Source organism: Pantoea sp. SGAir0418 (assembly GCF_043529865.1).
Genome location: NZ_CP027911.1, coordinates 1,034,922 through 1,056,817, shown reverse-complemented (window position 1 = coordinate 1,056,817; position 21,896 = coordinate 1,034,922). Strand labels below are relative to the sequence as shown.

Here is a 21,896-nt window from a genome sequence, read left to right as displayed (position 1 = left end):
TTTAATTTCACAAAAAATTCAGAAAAAATTTATCCCGTCTCACCCCTTGCAGGCACTGGAATTAGCCACTGTCGCGCCATACGTGTCACGCCAGATATTTCCGTCAAGGGTTGTCAGATAATCTCACTATGCTACGGTATAGGCGCTTAAATTTACGCAGGGTACAACAAGAAATAGTCAGACATTTAACCAGGAATTTCATTACTGCATGGCAATTAAACTCGAAGTAAAGAATTTATATAAGGTATTTGGCGATCATCCCGAAAAGGCATTTAAGCTGATTGAAAAAGGCGAGAGTAAAGAGAGTATTCTGGCGAAAACCGGCCTCTCACTCGGCGTCAAAAATGCCAGTCTGGCCATTGAAGAAGGCGAGATCTTTGTCATCATGGGGCTGTCCGGCTCCGGCAAGTCCACTATGGTTCGCCTTCTCAATCGTCTGATCGAGCCGACACGCGGCCAGGTGATTATTGATGGCGTCGATATTGCCAAAATATCCGACGCAGAATTGCGTGATGTGCGCAGAAATAAAATCAGCATGGTATTCCAGTCATTCGCACTGATGCCGCACATGACGGTGCTAAATAATACCGCGTTCGGCATGGAATTAGCTGGCGTGGCGCTGCAGGAGCGGCAGGAAAAAGCGCTCGACGCGCTGCGTCAGGTCGGACTGGAAAATTATGCTCACGCCTGGCCCGATGAACTCTCCGGCGGAATGCGTCAGCGTGTTGGATTAGCCCGCGCACTGGCGATTAATCCGGATATATTGCTAATGGACGAAGCCTTTTCCGCACTTGATCCATTAATTCGCACGGAAATGCAGGATGAACTGGTAAAACTGCAGGCGAAACATCAGCGCACCATCGTTTTTATTTCCCACGATCTGGATGAAGCGATGCGTATTGGCGACCGCATCGCCATCATGCAGGGCGGCGAAGTGGTGCAGGTCGGCACGCCGGATGAAATCCTCAATAATCCGGCCAACGATTATGTGCGCACCTTCTTCCGCGGCGTGGATATCAGTCACGTCTTCAGCGCCAAAGATATCGCCCGCCGCAGCGCCGGCGCGCTGATTCGTAAGGCCGCCGGTTTCGGTCCGCGGTCGGCGATCAAACTGCTGCAGGATGAAGACCGCGAATATGGCTACGTGCTGGAGAAACAGAAATTCATCGGCGTCGTCTCCACTGACTCGCTGAAAGCGGCACTCGCCGCAGGTGAAGGGCTGGATAACGCCCTGCTCGACGCACCGCTGGCGGTTCCTGCCGATACCTCGCTTAACGATTTGCTCTCTCACGTCGCGCAGGCGCCCTGTGCGGTGCCGGTGATCGGCGAAGATCAGCAGTACGTCGGTATCATTTCCAAAAGCACGCTGTTACGCGCTTTAGATCGTGAAGGAGCCCAGCCATGAGTGCACAAAACGCCAATCCATGGGAAAGCGCCAGCCAGACCAGCGCACCGCCCGCCACCAGCAACGCCGCCGCAGCCAGCAGCGATCCGTGGTCCGCGACAGGTAGCAGCACACCGGCTGACAGTAGCGCCAGCGCCGCCGATGCCTGGGGCAACGCCGCGGGCAGTACATCGGATGCCGCCAGCAGTGGTGGGCACGATGCCGTCAGCAGCGCCGCCAGCAGCAGCGACTGGCTGAGCAGCGCACCGGCCGCGGCGCCGGAGCACTTCAGCCTGCTGGATCCGTTCCACACCACGCTGATTCCGCTGGATCGCTGGGTCACCGAAGGCATCGACTGGGTGGTTACCCACTTCCGTCCGCTGTTTCAGGGCATTCGCGTGCCGGTGGATTATATCCTCAGCGCTTTCCAGCAACTGCTGATGGGCCTGCCCGCGCCAGTGGCGATCGTCGTGTTTGCGCTGATTGCCTGGCAGATTGCCAGCCCGGCGATGGGCCTCGCCACGCTGATATCGCTGGTGCTGATTGGCATGATCGGCGCCTGGTCCCAGGCGATGGTGACGCTGGCGCTGGTGCTCACCGCCCTGCTGTTCTGCGTACTGATTGGCCTGCCGCTTGGCATTTGGCTGGCGCGCAGTGAGCGCGCGGCGCGTATCGTACGGCCCCTGCTGGATGCAATGCAAACCACGCCGGCGTTCGTCTATCTGGTGCCCATCGTCATGCTGTTTGGTATCGGCAACGTGCCGGGCGTAGTGGTGACGATTATCTTTGCCCTGCCGCCGGTGGTACGTCTCACCATACTCGGCATCAAGCAGGTGCCGGCTGACCTGATCGAAGCCAGTGAATCTTTCGGTGCCAGCCCGCGCCAGATGCTGTTCAAGGTCCAGCTGCCGCTGGCGATGCCGACCATCATGGCCGGTGTCAATCAGACGCTGATGCTGGCGCTGTCGATGGTGGTCATCGCCTCAATGATTGCCGTTGGCGGTCTGGGCCAGATGGTGCTGCGCGGTATTGGCCGCCTCGATATGGGCCTTGCCAGCGTGGGCGGCGTCGGTATCGTGATCCTCGCCATCATTCTCGACCGCCTGACGCAGTCGGTAGGTCGCGACAGCCGCAGCCGTGGCAGCCGCCACTGGTACAGCAGCGGGCCGCTGGGTTTGTTGCTGCGTCCATTCAGTAAAAAAGCCTGATTTCTTTGGGCGGCCCGCTGCGGTCGCCCGTCTCCGACGTCACACGTAAAATAAGGAATGACTATGCGCAAGACAGCTCTATTCGCCGCCGTCCTGACCACGGTTGCCGCGACGCACGTGTCCGCCGCCGACCTTCCGGGCAAAGGCATTACCGTTAAACCGGCTCAGAGTACCATTTCCGAAGAGACCTTCCAGACGCTGCTGGTGAGCCGCGCGCTGGAGAAGCTGGGCTACACCGTTGAGAAGCCGAGTGAAGTGGATTACAACGTGGCTTACACCACCATTGCCGGCGGTGATGCCACGTTTATCGCTACCAACTGGCAACCGCTGCATGACGACATGTACAAAGCCGCCGGCGGTGATAATAAATTTTATCGCCAGGGCACCTACGTCAGCGGTGCCGCGCAGGGTTACCTGATCGACAAGAAAACCGCCGATCAGTATCACATCACCAACATTGAGCAGCTGAAAGATCCAAAGCTGGCCAAACTGTTTGATACCAATGGCGATGGCAAAGCAGACCTGACCGGCTGTACGCCAGGCTGGGGCTGTGAAGCGGTGATTAACCATCAGATCGAGGCCTACAAACTGAGCGATACCGTGGTACACAACCAGGGTAACTACTCGGCGATGATTGCCGACACCATTACGCGCTTCAAACAGGGTAAACCGATTCTCTATTACACCTGGACGCCATACTGGGTCAGCGACGTACTGAAGCCGGGTAAAGATGTGGTGTGGCTGCAGGTGCCGTTCTCCTCACTGCCAGGCGCGCAGAGCAAAGTGGATACCAGACTGGCTAACGGCGCCAACTATGGCTTCCCGGTGAACACCATGCATATCGTGGCCAACAAAGCCTGGGCGGAGAAGAATCCGGCGGCGGCAAAACTGTTTGCTGAAATGAAGCTGCCGATTGGCGACATCAATGCCGAGAACGCCGCGATGCATGCCGGTCACGCCTCAGAAGCGGACATCAACGGCCACGTTGACGGCTGGATCAAAGCTCATCAGGCGGAATTTGATAAATGGGTCAGCGACGCCATGGCGGCGGCGAAATAAACCCGTGCGGCACCCCGTCTCAGCCACGTGGTGCCGTCATTTTCCGCCCTCCCGCCCCGTCAGTAAGCGAAGCGTGCGCTATAGCGCACTGGTACGTCCTGTTAATTAACACAACATTGAAATAATTTTTTGGGTTACTATTACCCACATATGATTATTTACCCGCTTTTCCCACCAGCTATGTCTCCTTTCCGCCGCCCGCATTGGGTCTGTCGCGCCAGGATGAGTCTGCGTTATCGATGGCATTCACCCTGCCACGTGCCGGTTATACGGCAGACGACGAACGGAATTCATCACGCCGCTGGTGCTGGCGCGTTACCCGGACTAACCGGTGCCTTGTCGATTAACCCATTGATTTACTCCGGCAAAGCCGGCCGGGAAAAGTGTTTAGAAAACGTAAAGATCAATGCAAAGTGGTGAGCGATACTGTTCATTGATGATTGGCTTTGTTATGGTTAGCCACACAGTTATTCACCTAAGTTATTTTTACTCGCGAAATTATTCAATCCACTGAAGGTTTCGCTTAGCGAATTGATGACGATGGCGGCTTTGTCTGCAAAGCGGCTGGTCAGGGCGCAGAGCCCAGGGTTATGGACCGACCTGGAACGCCAGGTGCTGACAGTGTGACGGTGCAAACAATCACAGGCGGAAAATATGACTACGCTTAATCTGTCACCCTCATTATTATATTTGTTGCAACTAAGAGGTTTTTAATGGAAAGCTCGTTTACTCCCATTGAGCAGATGCTAAACATCCGTGCTAATCGCCACAAAGATTTTCCGCTGCAGGAGATCATCCTGACCCGTCTGTGCATGCACATGCAGGGTAAGCTGCTGGATAATCGCAACAAAATGTTGAAGGCGCAGGGAATTAACGAAACTTTATTCATGGCGCTGATTACGCTGGACGCGCAGGAAAACCAGAGCATTCAGCCTTCTGAGCTGAGCTCGGCGCTGGGTTCTTCCCGCACCAACGCGACGCGTATCGCTGATGAACTGGAAAAGCGCGGCTGGATCGAGCGTCGTGAGAGCGACAACGATCGCCGTTGCCTGCACCTGCACCTGACGGAAAAAGGTAACGAATTCTTACGTCAGCTGCTGCCACCACAGCATCAGAGCCTGCAGTATCTGTGGTCCTCGCTGACCGATACCGAGCAGGAGCAGCTGGAAGCCATCACGCGTAAGTTGCTTAACCGTCTCGATAAAATGGACGAAGATCAGGTTATCGCTTCCCTGTCGCGTTAATAGCAAGAACTGCGACACAATCACCCACCGAAATCGCTATTTTAATCCCCTTTTATCCGGCCAGCGTTGCAAACGCTGGCTTTTTCGACTCGGGCGACCGTGTTGATGGATCAACACATCCCGACTAAATGGCAAACGTGGAGAACGACATGAGTGCGACAGCGGAAGCTCAAAGCCCGCAACAGCCCGCGAACAAAAAGAAGAAGCGCAAAGGTGCGCTGATCCTGCTGGCTATCGTGTTTATCGTGATTGGTGTGGGTTATCTGGCTTACTGGTATCTGGTGCTGCGCCACTTCCAGGAAACCGATGACGCCTACGTGGCAGGCAACCAGGTGCAGGTGATGGCCCAGGTTTCCGGCAGCGTGAATAAAGTGTGGTTCGAGGATACGGATCGGGTGAAAAAAGGCGACATTCTGGTGTCGCTGGATAAAACCGATGCGCAGCAGGCATTCGAGAAAGCGCAGACCGCGCTGGCCACCAGCGTGCGCCAGACGCACCAGCTGATGATCAACGGCAAACAGTATCAGGCCACCATCAAGCTGCAACAGACCGCGCTGGATCAGGCCGAATCCGACCTGAAACGTCGTGAGCCGCTCGGTGCCGCCAATCTGATTGGTCGCGAAGAGCTGCAGCACGCGCGTGATGCCGTGGCCACGGCGAAAGCCCAGCTGGACGTGGCGATTCAGCAGTACAACGCGAACCAGGCGATGATCCTGAATACCGACCTCGAAAATCAGCCGGCGGTAAAACAGAGCGCCGCTGAGCTGCGCGATGCCTGGCTGGCGCTGCAGCGCACCGACATCCGCAGTCCGATGGACGGCTATGTCTCGCGTCGCAGCGTGCAGGTCGGTTCACAGATCTCCACCAGCACACCGCTGCTGGCGGTGGTGCCGGCCACCAACCTGTGGGTTGACGCCAACTTTAAAGAGACGCAGCTGGCAGGCGTGCGCATCGGTCAGCCCGCCACGGTAATCAGTGATATCTACGGCGATGATGTGGAGTATCACGGCAAAGTGGTTGGTCTGGATATGGGCACCGGTAGCGCCTTCTCGCTGCTGCCAGCACAGAACGCCACCGGTAACTGGATCAAAGTGGTACAGCGCCTGCCGGTGCGTATCGAACTCGATCCGCAGCAAGTGGCGCAACATCCGCTGCGTATCGGCCTGTCCACGCTGGTGAAAGTAGATACCCAGAACAAAGATGGCGCCGCGTTGGCCAGCAATGTCCGCACCCAGGCCGCGTATGAAAGTAACGCGCTGGCAATCGACCTTGCGCCGGTTAACCAGCTGATCGCTGACATTGTCCGTGCCAACGCGCAATAACCTCGCGGGAGGCTGTTATGGCACAAAAGCCGCTTGAAGGTGCGCCGTTAGTTCTGATGACCATCGCCCTGTCGCTGGCGACGTTCATGCAGGTACTCGACTCCACCATCGCTAACGTGGCGATCCCGACCATCGCCGGTAACCTCGGGGCGTCCAACTCGCAGGGCACCTGGGTGATCACCTCGTTCGGGGTGGCGAATGCCATCTCGATCCCGATCACCGGCTGGCTGGCAAAACGCGTCGGTGAAGTGAAGCTGTTTACCTGGTCGACCATTCTGTTCGCGCTGGCCTCATGGGCGTGCGGCATGTCCGAAAGCCTGGAGATGCTGATCTTCTTCCGCGTGATTCAGGGCGTGGTGGCCGGTCCGCTGATTCCGCTGTCGCAAAGTTTGCTGCTGAACAACTACCCGCCGGCCAAGCGCAGCGTGGCGCTGTCGCTGTGGGCGATGACGGTGATCGTTGCGCCGATCTGCGGTCCGATTCTCGGTGGCTGGATCAGCGACAACTATCACTGGGGCTGGATCTTCTTCATCAACGTGCCGATTGGCGTGGTGGTGGTGATGCTGACGCTGCAAACCCTGCGCGGGCGCGAAACCAAAACTGAGATCCGCCCGATCGATATGGTCGGTCTGGTGCTGCTGGTGGTGGGGATTGGTTCTCTGCAGGTGATGCTTGATCGCGGTAAAGAACTCGACTGGTTTGGCTCAACCGAAATCATCGTGCTGACGGTGGTCGCGGTGGTGTCGCTGGCCGTGCTGCTGGTATGGGAGCTGACCGACGATCACCCGATTGTCGATTTGTCGCTATTTAAGAAGCGAAATTTCACCATCGGCTGTCTGTCGATTAGTCTGGCTTACATGCTGTACTTCGGCTCGATCGTCCTGCTACCGCAGCTGCTCCAGGAGGTATACGGCTATACCGCCACCTGGGCCGGGCTGGCATCGGCGCCGGTGGGGATCATTCCGGTGATTCTGTCGCCGATCATTGGTCGCTTCGCCCATAAGCTCGATATGCGGCGGCTGGTAACCTTCAGTTTTATCATGTACGCGGTGTGCTTCTACTGGCGTGCGTATACGTTTGAGCCGGGGATGGATTTCGGTGCCTCCGCGTGGCCGCAGTTTATCCAGGGGTTCGCGGTGGCCTGCTTCTTTATGCCGCTGACCACCATTACGCTGTCCGGCTTGCCGCCAGAGCGTATGGCGGCGGCCTCCAGCCTGTCAAACTTTGTGCGTACGCTGGCGGGTTCAATCGGAACGTCGATCACCACCACCATGTGGACAGACCGCGAATCGATGCATCACAGCTACCTGTCGGAATCGGTTAATCCATTCAATCCGAATTCGCAGCAAATGTATGACCAGCTGCAAAGCATGGGCATGACGCAGCAGCAGGCGTCGGCTTATATCGCCCAGCAAATTACTAATCAGGGCCTGATTATCTCGGCTAACGAGATCTTCTGGGCATCGGCGGGGGTGTTTTTGGTCCTGCTGGTTCTGGTGTGGTTTGCCCGTCCGCCGTTTGGCGCAGGCGGTGGCGGCGGTGGCGCGCACTGAGTGACAGAAACAAAAACGGGCCACAGCGGCCCGTTTTTTTATTTATGCGTTCTGACGCCACCACTCGGCGAGCAGGATACCGGTCGCGACCGAGACGTTGAGGCTTTCAACGTTGCCGGTACCGCCAATCGACAGGCTGATATCGCCCTGCTGGAATGCGCTGTCTGACAGACCTTCACGCTCCTGACCCAGCACCAGTACCATTTTGGCTGGCAGCGCCGCCTGCGCCAGTGGCGTACCGGCGTGGCTGGATGTGGTCACGATGGTGTAACCGGCTTTGCGGAATGCTTCCAGACCCGCAGCAAAGCTTTCGCCGCTGATCGCCTGGACGTGCTCTGCACCACCTTCAGCCGTGCGAACTGCGGCACCCGACTCCAGCAGCGAGGCATCATTGACCAGCAAACCTTTGACGCCAAAGTGCGCGCAGCTGCGCATGATACCGCCAAGGTTGTGCGGGTTGCTGACATCTTCCAGCGCCAGTACGCAATCTTTGCTCTGCGCCTGCTGCAGCCATTCCGCCACCGGCATGCCCATGCGCTTCTTAATAATGAAGCACACGCCGCCGTGGTGTTCAGTCCCGGACGCTTTCGCCAGCTCGGCGTCGTCCACCACGTGATAGGCTTTGCGGTTTGCTGCCAGCCAGCGCAGGGTTTCGCGGAAGCGCGGCGTGACGCTTTGCACAAACCACGCACGGACGATGCTTTCGGGACGGCTCTGGAACAGCGCCTGGCAGGCGTTTTCGCCGTATACGCGCGTCTCTTCCTGACGCTGACGGCGAATCAGTTCCGGGTCGATAACCGGCTTGCTGCTGGCCGCTTCGTCACCCGCATCCGCTTCAGCGGCGACTGGCGGACGTGACACGGTGCGCCACGGTGAATCACTGAAGCCGCGATCGTCCCGATCGCTGCGACGACCGCGCGCGCTATCGTCACGCGGACCGCGCGAACGGCCAGCATCGTCACGTGGACCACGCGAACGCCCGGCATCATCGCCACGGGCGGTGCGCGGACGACCGCTCTCTTCATTATTACGGGTGCTGCGAGGACCAGAGCGACGATTCTCTTCCTGGCGCGCAGCAGGACGGCCGCCTTTGCCGGTACGGGGATTTGGCTTCTGACCGCCCTCCTCATCACGTACGTACATCACTTTTACCTTGCCGCTTTTGCCTTTAAATTCGTCGTTCATCTGTTCCTCCAGCATTGAGAGCGCGAAGATTACCTGATGTGTCGGCGCTTAGCTATCAACTATTGAACCTATTGCTTAATCCAGATTGAGCATAGCATTCAACCTTTTCATAATGTTCACCAATCCTAAGATTTACAGGTCCGGTTTGAGGTGACGATGAATACTGTATGTGCCTCCTGTCAGGCAACTAACCGCGTTCCCGAGGAACGTCTGGCCGACGGAGCCAAATGCGGTCGCTGCGGCGATGCGCTGTTTAGCGGTGAAGTGGTGAATGCCACGGCGGCCACGCTGGATAAATACCTGCAGGACGATCTGCCGGTCGTGGTCGACTTCTGGGCGCCATGGTGCGGCCCGTGCGTGAACTTCGCGCCGGTGTTTAAAGACGTCGCTGACGAGCGGCGCGGCAAAGTGCGCTTCGTGAAAGTGAACACTGAGGCGGAACCTGCGCTCAGCACGCGTTTTCGCATCCGCAGCATCCCAACCATTATGCTGTTCAAAAATGGGGAGATGGTGGACATGCTGAACGGTGCGATGCCGAAAGCGCCATTCAACGAATGGCTCGACGAATCACTCTAATCCCCCAGGGCCAGCCACGCGCTGGCCTTGTTTTTGCCCTTCTATTACACTGGCGTTTTTCCCTGTCCGCGATGCTATGTCTGATAATGCCGTCCTGCGCCTGCGTGCGCAGCGTTTAGCGCGTGCCACGCGCCCGTTTCTTGCCCGAGGCAACCGCGTGCTGCGCTGTCAGCGCTGCCTGCTGCCGCATAAAAACTGTCTGTGCGCGACCCTGCAGCCGCAACAGGCGCGCAGTCGGTTTTGCCTGGTGATGTTTGATACTGAACCAATGAAACCCAGTAATACCGGTCGGCTGATTGCCGACATTCTGCCGGAAACCCAGGCCTTTGGCTGGTCGCGCACCGAGCCCGACGCCGCGCTGCTGGCGGCGGTGCAGACGGCCGATTATCAGCCGATGGTGGTGTTTCCCGGTGCCTACGCCGATGCCGATCGCCAGGTGCTGACCACGCCGCCCACCGGCGGCAAGCCCCCGCTGTTTATCATGCTCGACGGTACCTGGACCGAAGCGCGCAAAATGTTCCGCAAAAGTCCGTGGCTGGATAGCTTTCCGGTGATGTCACTGGCTGTGGCGACACCGTCGCGCTACACGCTGCGCGAAGCTCATGCGCCGGGCCAGCACTGCACCGCCGAAGTGGCCGCCGCGCTGCTGGAACAGGCAGGTGATGTCCCGGCGGCGCAGGCGTTGCAGCAGCGCTTTGAACGCTTTCGTCAGGCCTATCTGGCCGGCAAACCCCACCATCCGATACACGCACAAACAGACAATTTCTGAAGCTGGCTCGCAGCCTGACATCGACAAATCGGCAACCGGCGCAAAAGCGTTTACAATCATGCCAATCCCGAGAGCAGGAGCGAATGATGAGCCAACGTGGACTGGAAGCGCTGTTACGACCAAAATCAATTGCGGTGCTGGGTGCGTCGGTAAAACCGGGCCGCGCTGGCTATCTGATGATGCGCAACCTGCTGGCGGGCGGCTTTGGCGGTCCGGTGTTGCCGGTCACGCCCAAATACAAGGCGGTCAGCGGCGTGCTGGCCTGGCCGGACGTGGCCAGCCTGCCCTTCGCCCCCGACCTGGCGATTATCTGCACCCACGCCAGACGCAATCTGGAACTGTTACAGCAGCTGGGAGAAAAAGGCTGTAAAGCCTGTATTATTCTCTCCGCCCCGGCCAGCCAGCTGGAGGCGCTGAAAGCCTGTGCCAGCCAGTGGCAGATGCGCCTGCTGGGCCCCAACAGTCTGGGCCTGTTAGCCCCCTGGCAGGGGCTGAATGCCAGCTTCTCACCGGTACCGATTGCGAAAGGACGCATCGCCTTTATTTCGCAATCGGCGGCGGTGTCCAACACCATTCTCGACTGGGCGCAACAGCGCAACCTGGGCTTTTCGTGGTTTATCGCACTGGGCGATAGCCTGGATATTGATGTCGACGACCTGCTGGATTTTCTTGCACGCGATGGCAAAACCAGCGCCATTTTGCTCTACCTGGAACATCTGAGCGATGCCCGGCGCTTCGTTTCTGCCTCGCGTAGCGCAGCGCGTAATAAACCCATTCTGGTGATCAAAAGCGGTCGCAGCCATCAGGCACAGGCGATGATCGGCACCGCCAGCGGGCTGGATGCCGCCTGGGATGCCGCCATTCAGCGCGCCGGTCTGCTGCGCGTGCAGGACACGCATGAGCTGTTTTCCGCCGTGGAGTCGCTCAGCCACATGCGCCCGCTGCGCGGTGAGCGCCTGATGATTATCAGCAACGGCGCAGCCCCGGCAGCGCTGGCGCTGGATGAACTCTATGCGCGTAACGGCAAGCTGGCGACGCTGGATGAGCCCACACTGCAGGCGCTGGCGGCCCTGCTGCCGGAGGGCATCGGGCGCGGTAATCCGCTGGATTTGAAAGATCATGCAACGCCCGCGCTGTACGTGGCCTGCGTAACACAGCTGCTCGACAGCCATGAACTGGATGCACTGATGATCATCCATTCACCCAGCGCCGTCTCTCCGGCCAGTGAAACCGCCGCGCAGATTATTGCGGCGGTGGCCGCGCATCCGCGGGGTAAGCAGGTGACGCTGCTGACCAACTGGTGCGGCGAACACTCTTCGCAGGAAGCCCGCCGCGCATTCACCCAGGCCGGCATTCCGACCTGGCGCACGCCAGAAGGCACGGTGACGGCATTTATGCACCAGGTTGAGTATCGGCGTAACCAGAAACAGCTACGCGAAACGCCAGCGCTGCCGCTGGGCCTGACGCAAAACAGCGCCGAGGCACATCAGCTGCTGCAACAGGCACTGGATAGCGGCATTACCACGCTGGATACGCACGAGGTGCAGCCCATACTGCAGGCTTACGGGCTGACGACGCTGCCAACCTGGATCGCCAGCGACAGCCAGTCTGCCGCTAAGATTGCCGACCAGATTGGTTATCCGGTGGCGCTCAAGCTGCGCTCGCCGGATATTGCACATAAGTCGGATGTACAGGGCGTGATGCTTTATCTGCGCAGCGCGGCAGAAGTTGAACAGGCAGCAGACGCCATCTTCGATCGCGTGCGTGAAACGCATCCGCAGGCGCGCATTGACGGTCTGCTGGTGCAAAGTATGGCGAACCGCGCCGGTGCGCAGGAGTTGCGGGTGGTGGTTGAGCATGACCCGCTGTTTGGCCCGATCATCATGCTGGGCGAAGGCGGTGTGGAGTGGCAACCGGACAAGCAGGCCGCCGTAGCGTTGCCGCCGCTGAATATGACGCTAGCGCGCTATCTGGTTATTCAGGCACTGAAGAGCGGCAAAGTGCGCAGCCGCAGTGCACTGCGACCGCTGGACATCACTGGTCTCAGTCAGCTGCTGGTGCAGGTATCAAACCTGGTGGTGGACTGTCCGGAGATTCAGCGGCTGGATATTCACCCGCTGCTGGCATCCGCCAATACTTTTACCCTGCTGGACGTGACGCTGCAGCTGGCTCCGTTTCATGGCGACAGTGAGGCGCGGCTGGCGATTCGCCCCTATCCGCACCATCTGGAAGAGCAGGTGCAGCTTAAAGATGGCCAGCGCTGCCTGTTTCGCCCGATTCTGCCGGAGGATGAACCGCAGCTACGTGCCTTCATCGCTCAGGTCACCAAAGAAGACCTTTACTATCGCTACTTCAGTGAGATCAATGAGTTTACCCACGACGATTTGGCGAACATGACGCAGATCGATTACGACCGGGAGATGGCGATTGTCGCAGTACGCCAGCATAACGGTGCCGATGAGATCATCGGCGTGACGCGCGCGATCTCCGATGCTGACAATATCGACGCAGAATTTTCGGTATTGGTGCGTTCCGACCTGAAGGGTTTGGGCATGGGCAGACGGCTGCTGGAAAAGATGATCCGCTATACGCGCGATCACGGCCTGCAACAATTGAACGGTATCACCATGCCGCACAATACCGGCATGATTACCCTGGCGCGAAAACTCAATTTTCGTGTGAATATTCAACTGGATGATGGCATTGTCAGCCTGAATTTACCGCTGGCTGACACCGGCGACCTGGCTGTAGAGAAAGGTAAAAATCCTCCTTAACCGGCCGGTTGATGTTATTATTTACCGTTAGGATCATGATTTGATGGCAAAAGGCCATACAATGAACAGAGAAGAAGTGCACTGTGATGTTGTCTAAATTCAAACGCAATAAACACCAACAACACCTCGCACAGCTGCCTAAACTGTCACAGTCCGTGTCGGATGTGACCACGCTTTACTCGCCCGCCGAGTTTCGTGAAACCCTGCTGACGAAAATCGCCACGGCAGAAAAACGCATCTGCATCGCCGCGCTGTATCTGGAAAATGATGACGGCGGACGCAGCATCATGCAGGCGCTGTATGCAGCGCGTCAGGCGCGCCCGGAACTGGATGTCAGCATTCTGGTGGACTGGCATCGTGCGCAGCGCGGCCGTATCGGTGCCGCGCGCGGCCTGACGAACGCCGACTGGTATTGCGAAATGGCGGCGCAGCATCCCGATATCGCGATTCCGGTGTACGGCATTCCGGTCAACACCCGGGAAGCGCTCGGTGTGCTGCATCTGAAAGGCTTCATCATTGACGATACGCTGCTCTACAGCGGTGCCAGCCTGAACGATGTTTATCTGCATCAGCATGACAAATACCGTTATGACCGTTATCAACTGATCCGTAATCCGCAGCTGGCGGACACCATGTTTCAGTGGATTGGTGAGAATCTCAAACATTCTGAGGCCGTTAACCGTCTCGACCAGGCCGAACGTCCCTCCAGCCCGGAAATCAAGAATGAAACCCGCCAGTTTCGTCAGGAGCTGCGCAGCTTCAACTATCAGTTTACCGGTGATGCCGGCAACGAATCACTGGCCGTCACGCCGCTGGTCGGGCTGGGTAAACGTAGCCTGCTGAACAAAACCATCTTCCATTTAATGCCCTGCGCCGAGCGTAAGCTCACGCTGTGCACGCCTTACTTTAACCTGCCGGCCATTCTGGTGCGCAATCTGATCCAGCTGCTGCGTCAGGGCAAAGAGGTCGAAATCATCGTCGGCGATAAAACCGCCAACGATTTCTACATTCCGCCACACGAGCCGTTCAAGATTATCGGTGCGCTGCCCTATCTGTATGAAATCAACCTGCGTCGCTTCCTCAGCCGGTTGCAGTATTACGTCAACAACGGCCAGCTGACGGTGCGTTTGTGGAAAGATGGCGACAACAGCTATCACCTGAAAGGCATCTGGGTTGATGACGAGTGGATGATGATCACCGGTAATAACCTCAATCCGCGCGCCTGGCGACTCGATCTGGAAAATGCGGTGCTGATTCACGATCCGCTCAACCAGCTGGCAGAGCAGCGCGATAAGGAACTGGCGCTGATCCGTCAGCACACCACGGTGGTGAAACATTTCCGCGAGCTGGAGAGCATCTCTGATTATCCGGCAAAGGTGCGTAAGCTGATTCGCCGTCTGCGTCGCATCCGTATCGACCGCCTTATTAGCCGTCTGCTGTAGCCGATGCGTGCGCTCATCCTCTGTGCGGTATTACTGTGTAGCGGATGTGCGCATGTGGCGCAGGACAGCTGGACCGGCCAGGATAAAGCACAACACTTTTTCTCCTCTGCCGCTCTGGCTGCCGCCGGCAGTGAGATCTCTCAGCATCAACATCAGGGGCGCGGGCAAAATCTGCGCTTCGGCATGCTGTTTTCGCTGAGCTTCGGCGTAGCTAAAGAAGCCTGGGACAGCCGCCCTGCCGGGAGCGGCTGGAGCTGGAAAGATCTCAGCTGGGATGTCGCCGGTGCGGCCAGCGGCATTGCCCTGTGGAACCTGAGCCAGTAATCACAGCGCAATCCCCTTCCCTTTACGGTGCAGCATCAGCGATACCAGAAATGCCAGCGCGCCCATTGCCGAGACATACCAGAAGAAAGTGGTTTCGATGCCGTGCTTCTTCAGTAACAGCGCCACGTACTCGGCCGAACCGCCAAAGATAGCGTTAGCTACCGCATAGGAAAGCCCCACACCGAGCGCCCGCACTTCCGGCGGGAACATCTCCGCTTTAAGGATGCCGCTGATGGCGGTGTAGAAACTGGTAATAATCAGCGCCAGCATCACCAGCACGAACGCCAGCCCGCTACTTTGCACATTCTGCAGCAACATCAAAATCGGCACGGTACAGATAGCCGCGCCAGCGCCGAAGATCATCATTGATGCCCGCCGGCCAATCTTATCTGACAGCGCGCCCACAATTGGCTGAATCAGCATGAATACCAGCAACGCGCCGGTCATCAACGCACTGGCGCTGCGCGCATCCATACCCGCCGTGTTCACCAGATATTTCTGCATGTAGGTTGTGAAGGTATAGAAGCTTAGCGATCCGCCGGCGGTAAAGCCAAGCACCATCAGGAAGGCGCGCGAATGGTTACGCAGCAGGCCAAGGATGCTGCCGGCATCGCGATGTTCCCGGTGCTTTTTCTCGGAGGTTTCATTCAGTGAGCGACGCAACCACATAGCGACCACGGCCAGAACCGCGCCAAGAAAGAACGGAATTCGCCAGCCCCAGCTGCGCAGCGCTTCATCACTGAGAATTTGTTGCAGTACCACGACCGTCAGCACGGCTAACAGCTGACCGCCAATCAGTGTGACGTACTGGAACGACGCGTAGAAGCCTTTGCGCCCTTCCAGTGCCACCTCACTCATGTAGGTAGCACTGGTACCATATTCACCGCCCACCGATAAGCCCTGAAACATGCGCGCCAGCAACAAAATCACCGGCGCCGCAATGCCGATTTCGCCATAGCCGGGTAAACAGGCGATGACCAGCGAACCAAAACACATCATGCATACCGAGATCAGCATCGAACTTTTTCGGCCGTGACGGTCCGCGATGTAGCCGAATAGCCAGCCACCGATGGGACGCATTAAGAAGCCCGCCGCAAACACGCCGGCCGTTTGCAGCAGCTGGGTAGTGGTGTCGCCGGCCGGGAAAAATACATGAGCAAAATAGAGCGAGAAGAACGAGTAGACGTAGAAATCAAACCATTCGACCAGATTGCCGGACGACGCGCCGACAATGGCCCAGATGCGTTGTTTACTGACGGCTGCCGCTTCCGGCTGGGCCGATTTTTGTTGTAAGTCTGTCATCTTTTACCTCATTTCCTTGCGAAGAACATCGCTAAAGCAATGAGTAAAGCATCTCAGGGCGGCACGGGGGGATTCGTGCCCGTTCAGGATGACAAAATGTGACAGAGCTGGAGTTTTAGGGAGAGATTTTGCAAGGGGTGAAGTGGATTTGGCGATCGCCAGACGTAAAAAAGCCCCGGACACTCGTCCGGGGCTTCTTTACTGGTTTGATGCCTGGCAGTTCCCTACTCTCGCATGGGGAGGCCCCACACTACCATCGGCGCTACGGCGTTTCACTTCTGAGTTCGGCATGGGGTCAGGTGGGACCACCGCGCTGTTGCCGCCAGGCAAATTCTGGTGCACGAAACGAATCTTTTTCACTGATGCCGCGTTGTCCGCCCTCGTAAAGTCAGTCACATACTCGTGTATGCTCCTTCCTTTCCTTCGGCCTGCCGCCTCGCCTCAGCGCAAAATCTTTCGTTTCCGCTAATTTTTCCGTCACAAGCTGAAAATTCTTTCTGTCTCTCGGACCAAAAACGCCTCTGGCGTTGTAAGGTTAAGCCTCACGGGTCATTAGTACCGGTTAGCTCAACGCATCGCTGCGCTTACACACCCGGCCTATCAACGTCGTCGTCTTCAACGTCCCTTCAGGACCCTTAAAGGGTCAGGGAGAACTCATCTCGGGGCAAGTTTCGTGCTTAGATGCTTTCAGCACTTATCTCTTCCGCACTTAGCTACCGGGCAGTGCCATTGGCATGACAACCCGAACACCAGCGGTGCGTTCACTCCGGTCCTCTCGTACTAGGAGCAACCCCCCTCAATTCTCCAGCGCCCACGGCAGATAGGGACCGAACTGTCTCACGACGTTCTAAACCCAGCTCGCGTACCACTTTAAACGGCGAACAGCCGTACCCTTGGGACCTACTTCAGCCCCAGGATGTGATGAGCCGACATCGAGGTGCCAAACACCGCCGTCGATATGAACTCTTGGGCGGTATCAGCCTGTTATCCCCGGAGTACCTTTTATCCGTTGAGCGATGGCCCTTCCATTCAGAACCACCGGATCACTATGACCTGCTTTCGCACCTGCTCGAGCCGTCACTCTCGCAGTCAAGCTGGCTTATGCCATTGCACTAACCTCCTGATGTCCGACCAGGATTAGCCAACCTTCGTGCTCCTCCGTTACGCTTTGGGAGGAGACCGCCCCAGTCAAACTACCCACCAGACACTGTCCGCAGCCCGGATCACGGGCCTACGTTAGAACATCAAACATTAAAGGGTGGTATTTCAAGGTTGGCTCCACGCAGACTGGCGTCCGCGCTTCAAAGCCTCCCACCTATCCTACACATCAAGGCTCAATGTTCAGTGTCAAGCTATAGTAAAGGTTCACGGGGTCTTTCCGTCTTGCCGCGGGTACACTGCATCTTCACAGCGATTTCAATTTCACTGAGTCTCGGGTGGAGACAGCCTGGCCATCATTACGCCATTCGTGCAGGTCGGAACTTACCCGACAAGGAATTTCGCTACCTTAGGACCGTTATAGTTACGGCCGCCGTTTACCGGGGCTTCGATCAAGAGCTTCTCCTTGCGGATAACCCCATCAATTAACCTTCCGGCACCGGGCAGGCGTCACACCGTATACGTCCACTTTCGTGTTTGCACAGTGCTGTGTTTTTAATAAACAGTTGCAGCCAGCTGGTATCTTCGACTGGCCTCGGCTCCGGGAGCAAGTCCCTTCACCTACGCGCCAGCGTGCCTTCTCCCGAAGTTACGGCACCATTTTGCCTAGTTCCTTCACCCGAGTTCTCTCAAGCGCCTTGGTATTCTCTACCTGACCACCTGTGTCGGTTTGGGGTACGATTTCGTGTTACCTGGAGCTTAGAGGCTTTTCCTGGAAGCAGGGCATCAGTTACTTCACCGCCGTAGCGGCTCGTCGTCACGCCTCAGTGTTAAAGAAGACCGGATTTGCCTGGTCTTCACACCTGCACGCTTAAACCGGGACAACCGTCGCCCGGATAACCTAGCCTTCTCCGTCCCCCCTTCGCAGTAACACCAAGTACAGGAATATTAACCTGTTTCCCATCGACTACGCTTTTCAGCCTCGCCTTAGGGGTCGACTCACCCTGCCCCGATTAACGTTGGACAGGAACCCTTGGTCTTCCGGCGAGCGGGCTTTTCACCCGCTTTATCGTTACTTATGTCAGCATTCGCACTTCTGATACCTCCAGCATGCCTCACAGCACACCTTCAGCGGCTTACAGAACGCTCCCCTACCCAACAACACATAGTGTCGCTGCCGCAGCTTCGGTGCATGGTTTAGCCCCGTTACATCTTCCGCGCAGGCCGACTCGACCAGTGAGCTATTACGCTTTCTTTAAATGATGGCTGCTTCTAAGCCAACATCCTGGCTGTCTGTGCCTTCCCACATCGTTTCCCACTTAACCATGACTTTGGGACCTTAGCTGGCGGTCTGGGTTGTTTCCCTCTTCACGACGGACGTTAGCACCCGCCGTGTGTCTCCCGTGATAACATTCTCCGGTATTCGCAGTTTGCATCGGGTTGGTAAGCCGGGATGGCCCCCTAGCCGAAACAGTGCTCTACCCCCGGAGATGAGTTCACGAGGCGCTACCTAAATAGCTTTCGGGGAGAACCAGCTATCTCCCGGTTTGATTGGCCTTTCACCCCCAGCCACAAGTCATCCGCTAATTTTTCAACATTAGTCGGTTCGGTCCTCCAGTTAGTGTTACCCAACCTTCAACCTGCCCATGGCTAGATCACCGGGTTTCGGGTCTATACCCTGCAACTTAACGCCCAATTAAGACTCGGTTTCCCTTCGGCTCCCCTATGCGGTTAACCTTGCTACAGAATATAAGTCGCTGACCCATTATACAAAAGGTACGCAGTCACCTAACAGGTAGGCTCCCACTGCTTGTACGTACACGGTTTCAGGTTCTGTTTCACTCCCCTCGCCGGGGTTCTTTTCGCCTTTCCCTCACGGTACTGGTTCACTATCGGTCAGTCAGGAGTATTTAGCCTTGGAGGATGGTCCCCCCATGTTCAGACAGGATACCACGTGTCCCGCCCTACTCGTCGGACTCACAGCTCATGCATCTTCGTGTACGGGGCTGTCACCCGGTATCGCGCGACTTTCCAGACGCTTCCACTGATGCACAAGCTGATTCAGGTCCTGGGCTGCTCCCCGTTCGCTCGCCGCTACTGGGGGAATCTCGGTTGATTTCTTTTCCTCGGGGTACTTAGATGTTTCAGTTCCCCCGGTTCGCCTCGTTAACCTATGTATTCAGTTAACGATAATGCACAAGTGCATTGGGTTTCCCCATTCGGACATCGACGGCTGTAGCGGTTCATATCACCTTACCGTCGCTTTTCGCAGATTAGCACGTCCTTCATCGCCTCTGACTGCCAGGGCATCCACCGTGTACGCTTAGTCGCTTAACCTCACAACCCACAGGCGTTTTGCAACGCTGCGGACTGCAAGCATTTGAGAGACTCGAACGCATCGTAAATTTCATTCTTATTACGGAGAATGAACACGACGCGTCGTTTCAAATTTTCAGCTTGTTCCGGATTGTTAAAGAGCAAATACTTCGCAGCACACCGTCGCCGGTATACTCTGAAGTAAGTTTCAGTACTGTAATGGTGGAGCTAAGCGGGATCGAACCGCTGACCTCCTGCGTGCAAGGCAGGCGCTCTCCCAGCTGAGCTATAGCCCCATACAGTCACTGCAGAGACCATCTACTACCACTCACCAGGAGTTCCGTGTTTTAACCACGGCAATTCGTGCTCAGGCAAGGCATGCAGGAGGGAAGTTTACTTGGGTAAACGACCGAGTGCATAACGCCGCATGAGTGCGAATCTGGTAGGCCTGAGTGGACTTGAACCACCGACCTCACCCTTATCAGGGGTGCGCTCTAACCACCTGAGCTACAAGCCTGTAGAGGTTTTTTCTGCTCGTTACTTTTCTATCAGACAATCTGTGTGAGCACTTCGCGGGAAGGTATCTTCAGGTAAGGAGGTGATCCAACCGCAGGTTCCCCTACGGTTACCTTGTTACGACTTCACCCCAGTCATGAATCACAAAGTGGTAAGCGCCCTCCCGAAGGTTAAGCTACCTACTTCTTTTGCAACCCACTCCCATGGTGTGACGGGCGGTGTGTACAAGGCCCGGGAACGTATTCACCGTAGCATTCTGATCTACGATTACTAGCGATTCCGACTTCATGGAGTCGAGTTGCAGACTCCAATCCGGACTACGACGCACTTTATGAGGTCCGCTTGCTCTCGCGAGGTCGCTTCTCTTTGTATGCGCCATTGTAGCACGTGTGTAGCCCTGGCCGTAAGGGCCATGATGACTTGACGTCATCCCCACCTTCCTCCGGTTTATCACCGGCAGTCTCCTTTGAGTTCCCGGCCGAACCGCTGGCAACAAAGGATAAGGGTTGCGCTCGTTGCGGGACTTAACCCAACATTTCACAACACGAGCTGACGACAGCCATGCAGCACCTGTCTCAGAGTTCCCGAAGGCACCAAAGCATCTCTGCTAAGTTCTCTGGATGTCAAGGCCAGGTAAGGTTCTTCGCGTTGCATCGAATTAAACCACATGCTCCACCGCTTGTGCGGGCCCCCGTCAATTCATTTGAGTTTTAACCTTGCGGCCGTACTCCCCAGGCGGTCGACTTAACGCGTTAGCTCCGGAAGCCACGCCTCAAGGGCACAACCTCCAAGTCGACATCGTTTACGGCGTGGACTACCAGGGTATCTAATCCTGTTTGCTCCCCACGCTTTCGCACCTGAGCGTCAGTCTTCGTCCAGGGGGCCGCCTTCGCCACCGGTATTCCTCCAGATCTCTACGCATTTCACCGCTACACCTGGAATTCTACCCCCCTCTACGAGACTCAAGCCTGCCAGTTTCAAATGCAGTTCCCAGGTTAAGCCCGGGGATTTCACATCTGACTTAACAGACCGCCTGCGTGCGCTTTACGCCCAGTAATTCCGATTAACGCTTGCACCCTCCGTATTACCGCGGCTGCTGGCACGGAGTTAGCCGGTGCTTCTTCTGCGGGTAACGTCAATCGGCAAGGTTATTAACCTCACCGCCTTCCTCCCCGCTGAAAGTACTTTACAACCCGAAGGCCTTCTTCATACACGCGGCATGGCTGCATCAGGCTTGCGCCCATTGTGCAATATTCCCCACTGCTGCCTCCCGTAGGAGTCTGGACCGTGTCTCAGTTCCAGTGTGGCTGGTCATCCTCTCAGACCAGCTAGGGATCGTCGCCTAGGTGAGCCATTACCCCACCTACTAGCTAATCCCATCTGGGCACATCCGATGGTGTGAGGCCCGAAGGTCCCCCACTTTGGTCTTGCGACGTTATGCGGTATTAGCTACCGTTTCCAGTAGTTATCCCCCTCCATCGGGCAGTTTCCCAGACATTACTCACCCGTCCGCCACTCGCCACCCAAAGAGCAAGCTCTTCTGTGCTGCCGTTCGACTTGCATGTGTTAGGCCTGCCGCCAGCGTTCAATCTGAGCCATGATCAAACTCTTCAATTTAAAGTTTGATTTGCTGCAACGAGTGCAGCGATGCTCTGTGAATTAAACTTCGTAATGAATTACGTGTTCACTCAGCAAAGACTTGATATTTTTTAAAGCCCGTAGGCTTGTGATATCAATCCTGCGAGTGCCCACACAGATTGTCTGATAAATTGTTAAAGAGCGGTGCGACGCGGCGTTCGGCCTGCTGTCGCGAGGTGGCGTATA

Annotated in this window: 13 protein-coding genes, 2 tRNA genes and 3 rRNA genes; 11 read left to right on the top strand and 7 right to left on the bottom strand. The window is 56.8% G+C overall.

The window, feature by feature from the left end:
- Positions 1 to 208: 208 nt before the first annotated feature.
- The 6 genes from proV (at position 209) to emrB (ending at position 7,770) form a co-directional block, all read left to right on the top strand.
- Complete coding sequence (proV, locus tag C1N84_RS04695; protein ID WP_021506469.1) at positions 209 to 1,405, top strand: glycine betaine/L-proline ABC transporter ATP-binding protein ProV; 1,197 nt, start codon at positions 209 to 211, stop codon at positions 1,403 to 1,405.
- Positions 1,402 to 2,592, top strand: coding sequence for a glycine betaine/L-proline ABC transporter permease ProW (proW, locus tag C1N84_RS04690; protein WP_021506468.1), 1,191 nt, complete (start codon positions 1,402 to 1,404; stop codon positions 2,590 to 2,592). The genes proV and proW overlap by 4 nt, the downstream gene beginning before the upstream one ends.
- Positions 2,593 to 2,655: 63 nt before the next feature.
- Positions 2,656 to 3,651: a glycine betaine/L-proline ABC transporter substrate-binding protein ProX gene (proX, locus tag C1N84_RS04685; protein ID WP_058770893.1), complete on the top strand. Its 996-nt coding sequence runs from the start codon at positions 2,656 to 2,658 to the stop codon at positions 3,649 to 3,651.
- Between the two features lie 713 nt (positions 3,652 to 4,364).
- Positions 4,365 to 4,895 carry a transcriptional repressor MprA gene (gene mprA / locus C1N84_RS04680; RefSeq protein WP_021506466.1) on the top strand — a complete coding sequence of 177 codons (531 nt, stop codon included), beginning with the start codon at positions 4,365 to 4,367 and terminating at the stop codon, positions 4,893 to 4,895.
- A 149-nt stretch (positions 4,896 to 5,044) separates the two neighbouring features.
- The gene (emrA, locus tag C1N84_RS04675) at positions 5,045 to 6,217 is read left to right on the top strand and encodes a multidrug efflux MFS transporter periplasmic adaptor subunit EmrA (RefSeq protein ID WP_058770894.1); all 1,173 of its coding nucleotides are present in this window, start codon (positions 5,045 to 5,047) and stop codon (positions 6,215 to 6,217) included.
- A gap of 17 nt (positions 6,218 to 6,234) precedes the next feature.
- Positions 6,235 to 7,770 (top strand): multidrug efflux MFS transporter permease subunit EmrB, encoded by a 1,536-nt coding sequence (gene emrB, locus C1N84_RS04670; RefSeq protein WP_021506464.1) that lies wholly within the window; start codon positions 6,235 to 6,237, stop codon positions 7,768 to 7,770.
- 42 nt (positions 7,771 to 7,812) lie between these two features.
- Here the strand turns inward: emrB and C1N84_RS04665 are convergent, their stop codons facing one another.
- Positions 7,813 to 8,955, bottom strand: a complete 1,143-nt coding sequence (locus tag C1N84_RS04665; protein ID WP_021506463.1) for a tRNA/rRNA methyltransferase — start codon at positions 8,953 to 8,955, stop codon at positions 7,813 to 7,815.
- Positions 8,956 to 9,111: 156 nt separating this feature from the next.
- Here C1N84_RS04665 and trxC point away from each other — a divergent pair, with 156 nt between their 5' ends.
- From trxC to C1N84_RS04640, 5 genes are all read left to right on the top strand, one after another.
- A complete protein-coding gene (gene trxC, locus C1N84_RS04660) occupies positions 9,112 to 9,531 on the top strand; it encodes a thioredoxin TrxC (protein ID WP_021313847.1) in 420 nt (139 codons plus the stop codon).
- A 76-nt stretch (positions 9,532 to 9,607) separates the two neighbouring features.
- Positions 9,608 to 10,300: a tRNA-uridine aminocarboxypropyltransferase gene (locus C1N84_RS04655; protein WP_394541766.1), complete on the top strand. Its 693-nt coding sequence runs from the start codon at positions 9,608 to 9,610 to the stop codon at positions 10,298 to 10,300.
- A gap of 86 nt (positions 10,301 to 10,386) precedes the next feature.
- The gene (locus C1N84_RS04650; protein WP_394541842.1) at positions 10,387 to 13,074 is read left to right on the top strand and encodes a bifunctional acetate--CoA ligase family protein/GNAT family N-acetyltransferase; all 2,688 of its coding nucleotides are present in this window, start codon (positions 10,387 to 10,389) and stop codon (positions 13,072 to 13,074) included.
- Positions 13,075 to 13,157: 83 nt separating this feature from the next.
- The gene (pssA, locus tag C1N84_RS04645) at positions 13,158 to 14,516 is read left to right on the top strand and encodes a CDP-diacylglycerol--serine O-phosphatidyltransferase (protein ID WP_176428114.1); all 1,359 of its coding nucleotides are present in this window, start codon (positions 13,158 to 13,160) and stop codon (positions 14,514 to 14,516) included.
- 3 nt (positions 14,517 to 14,519) lie between these two features.
- On the top strand, positions 14,520 to 14,840 hold the full coding sequence (locus C1N84_RS04640) for a YfiM family lipoprotein (RefSeq protein WP_136547940.1): 321 nt from the start codon (positions 14,520 to 14,522) through the stop codon (positions 14,838 to 14,840).
- Here C1N84_RS04640 and C1N84_RS04635 read toward each other — a convergent pair whose 3' ends face one another.
- The 6 genes from C1N84_RS04635 to C1N84_RS04610 form a co-directional block, all read right to left on the bottom strand.
- Positions 14,841 to 16,142, bottom strand: a complete 1,302-nt coding sequence (locus tag C1N84_RS04635) for an MFS family transporter (protein ID WP_264442113.1) — start codon at positions 16,140 to 16,142, stop codon at positions 14,841 to 14,843.
- Positions 16,143 to 16,353: 211 nt separating this feature from the next.
- A 5S ribosomal RNA gene (gene rrf, locus C1N84_RS04630) occupies positions 16,354 to 16,469 on the bottom strand.
- A gap of 204 nt (positions 16,470 to 16,673) precedes the next feature.
- Positions 16,674 to 19,577: ribosomal RNA gene (locus C1N84_RS04625) — 23S ribosomal RNA — on the bottom strand.
- Between the two features lie 199 nt (positions 19,578 to 19,776).
- Positions 19,777 to 19,852, bottom strand: a tRNA-Ala gene (locus C1N84_RS04620).
- Between the two features lie 144 nt (positions 19,853 to 19,996).
- Positions 19,997 to 20,073 (bottom strand) — tRNA-Ile (locus C1N84_RS04615).
- Positions 20,074 to 20,147: 74 nt separating this feature from the next.
- Positions 20,148 to 21,689 (bottom strand): 16S ribosomal RNA (locus C1N84_RS04610).
- The 16S, 23S and 5S rRNA genes sit together here with 2 tRNA genes alongside, the layout of an rRNA operon.
- Positions 21,690 to 21,896 lie beyond the last annotated feature (207 nt).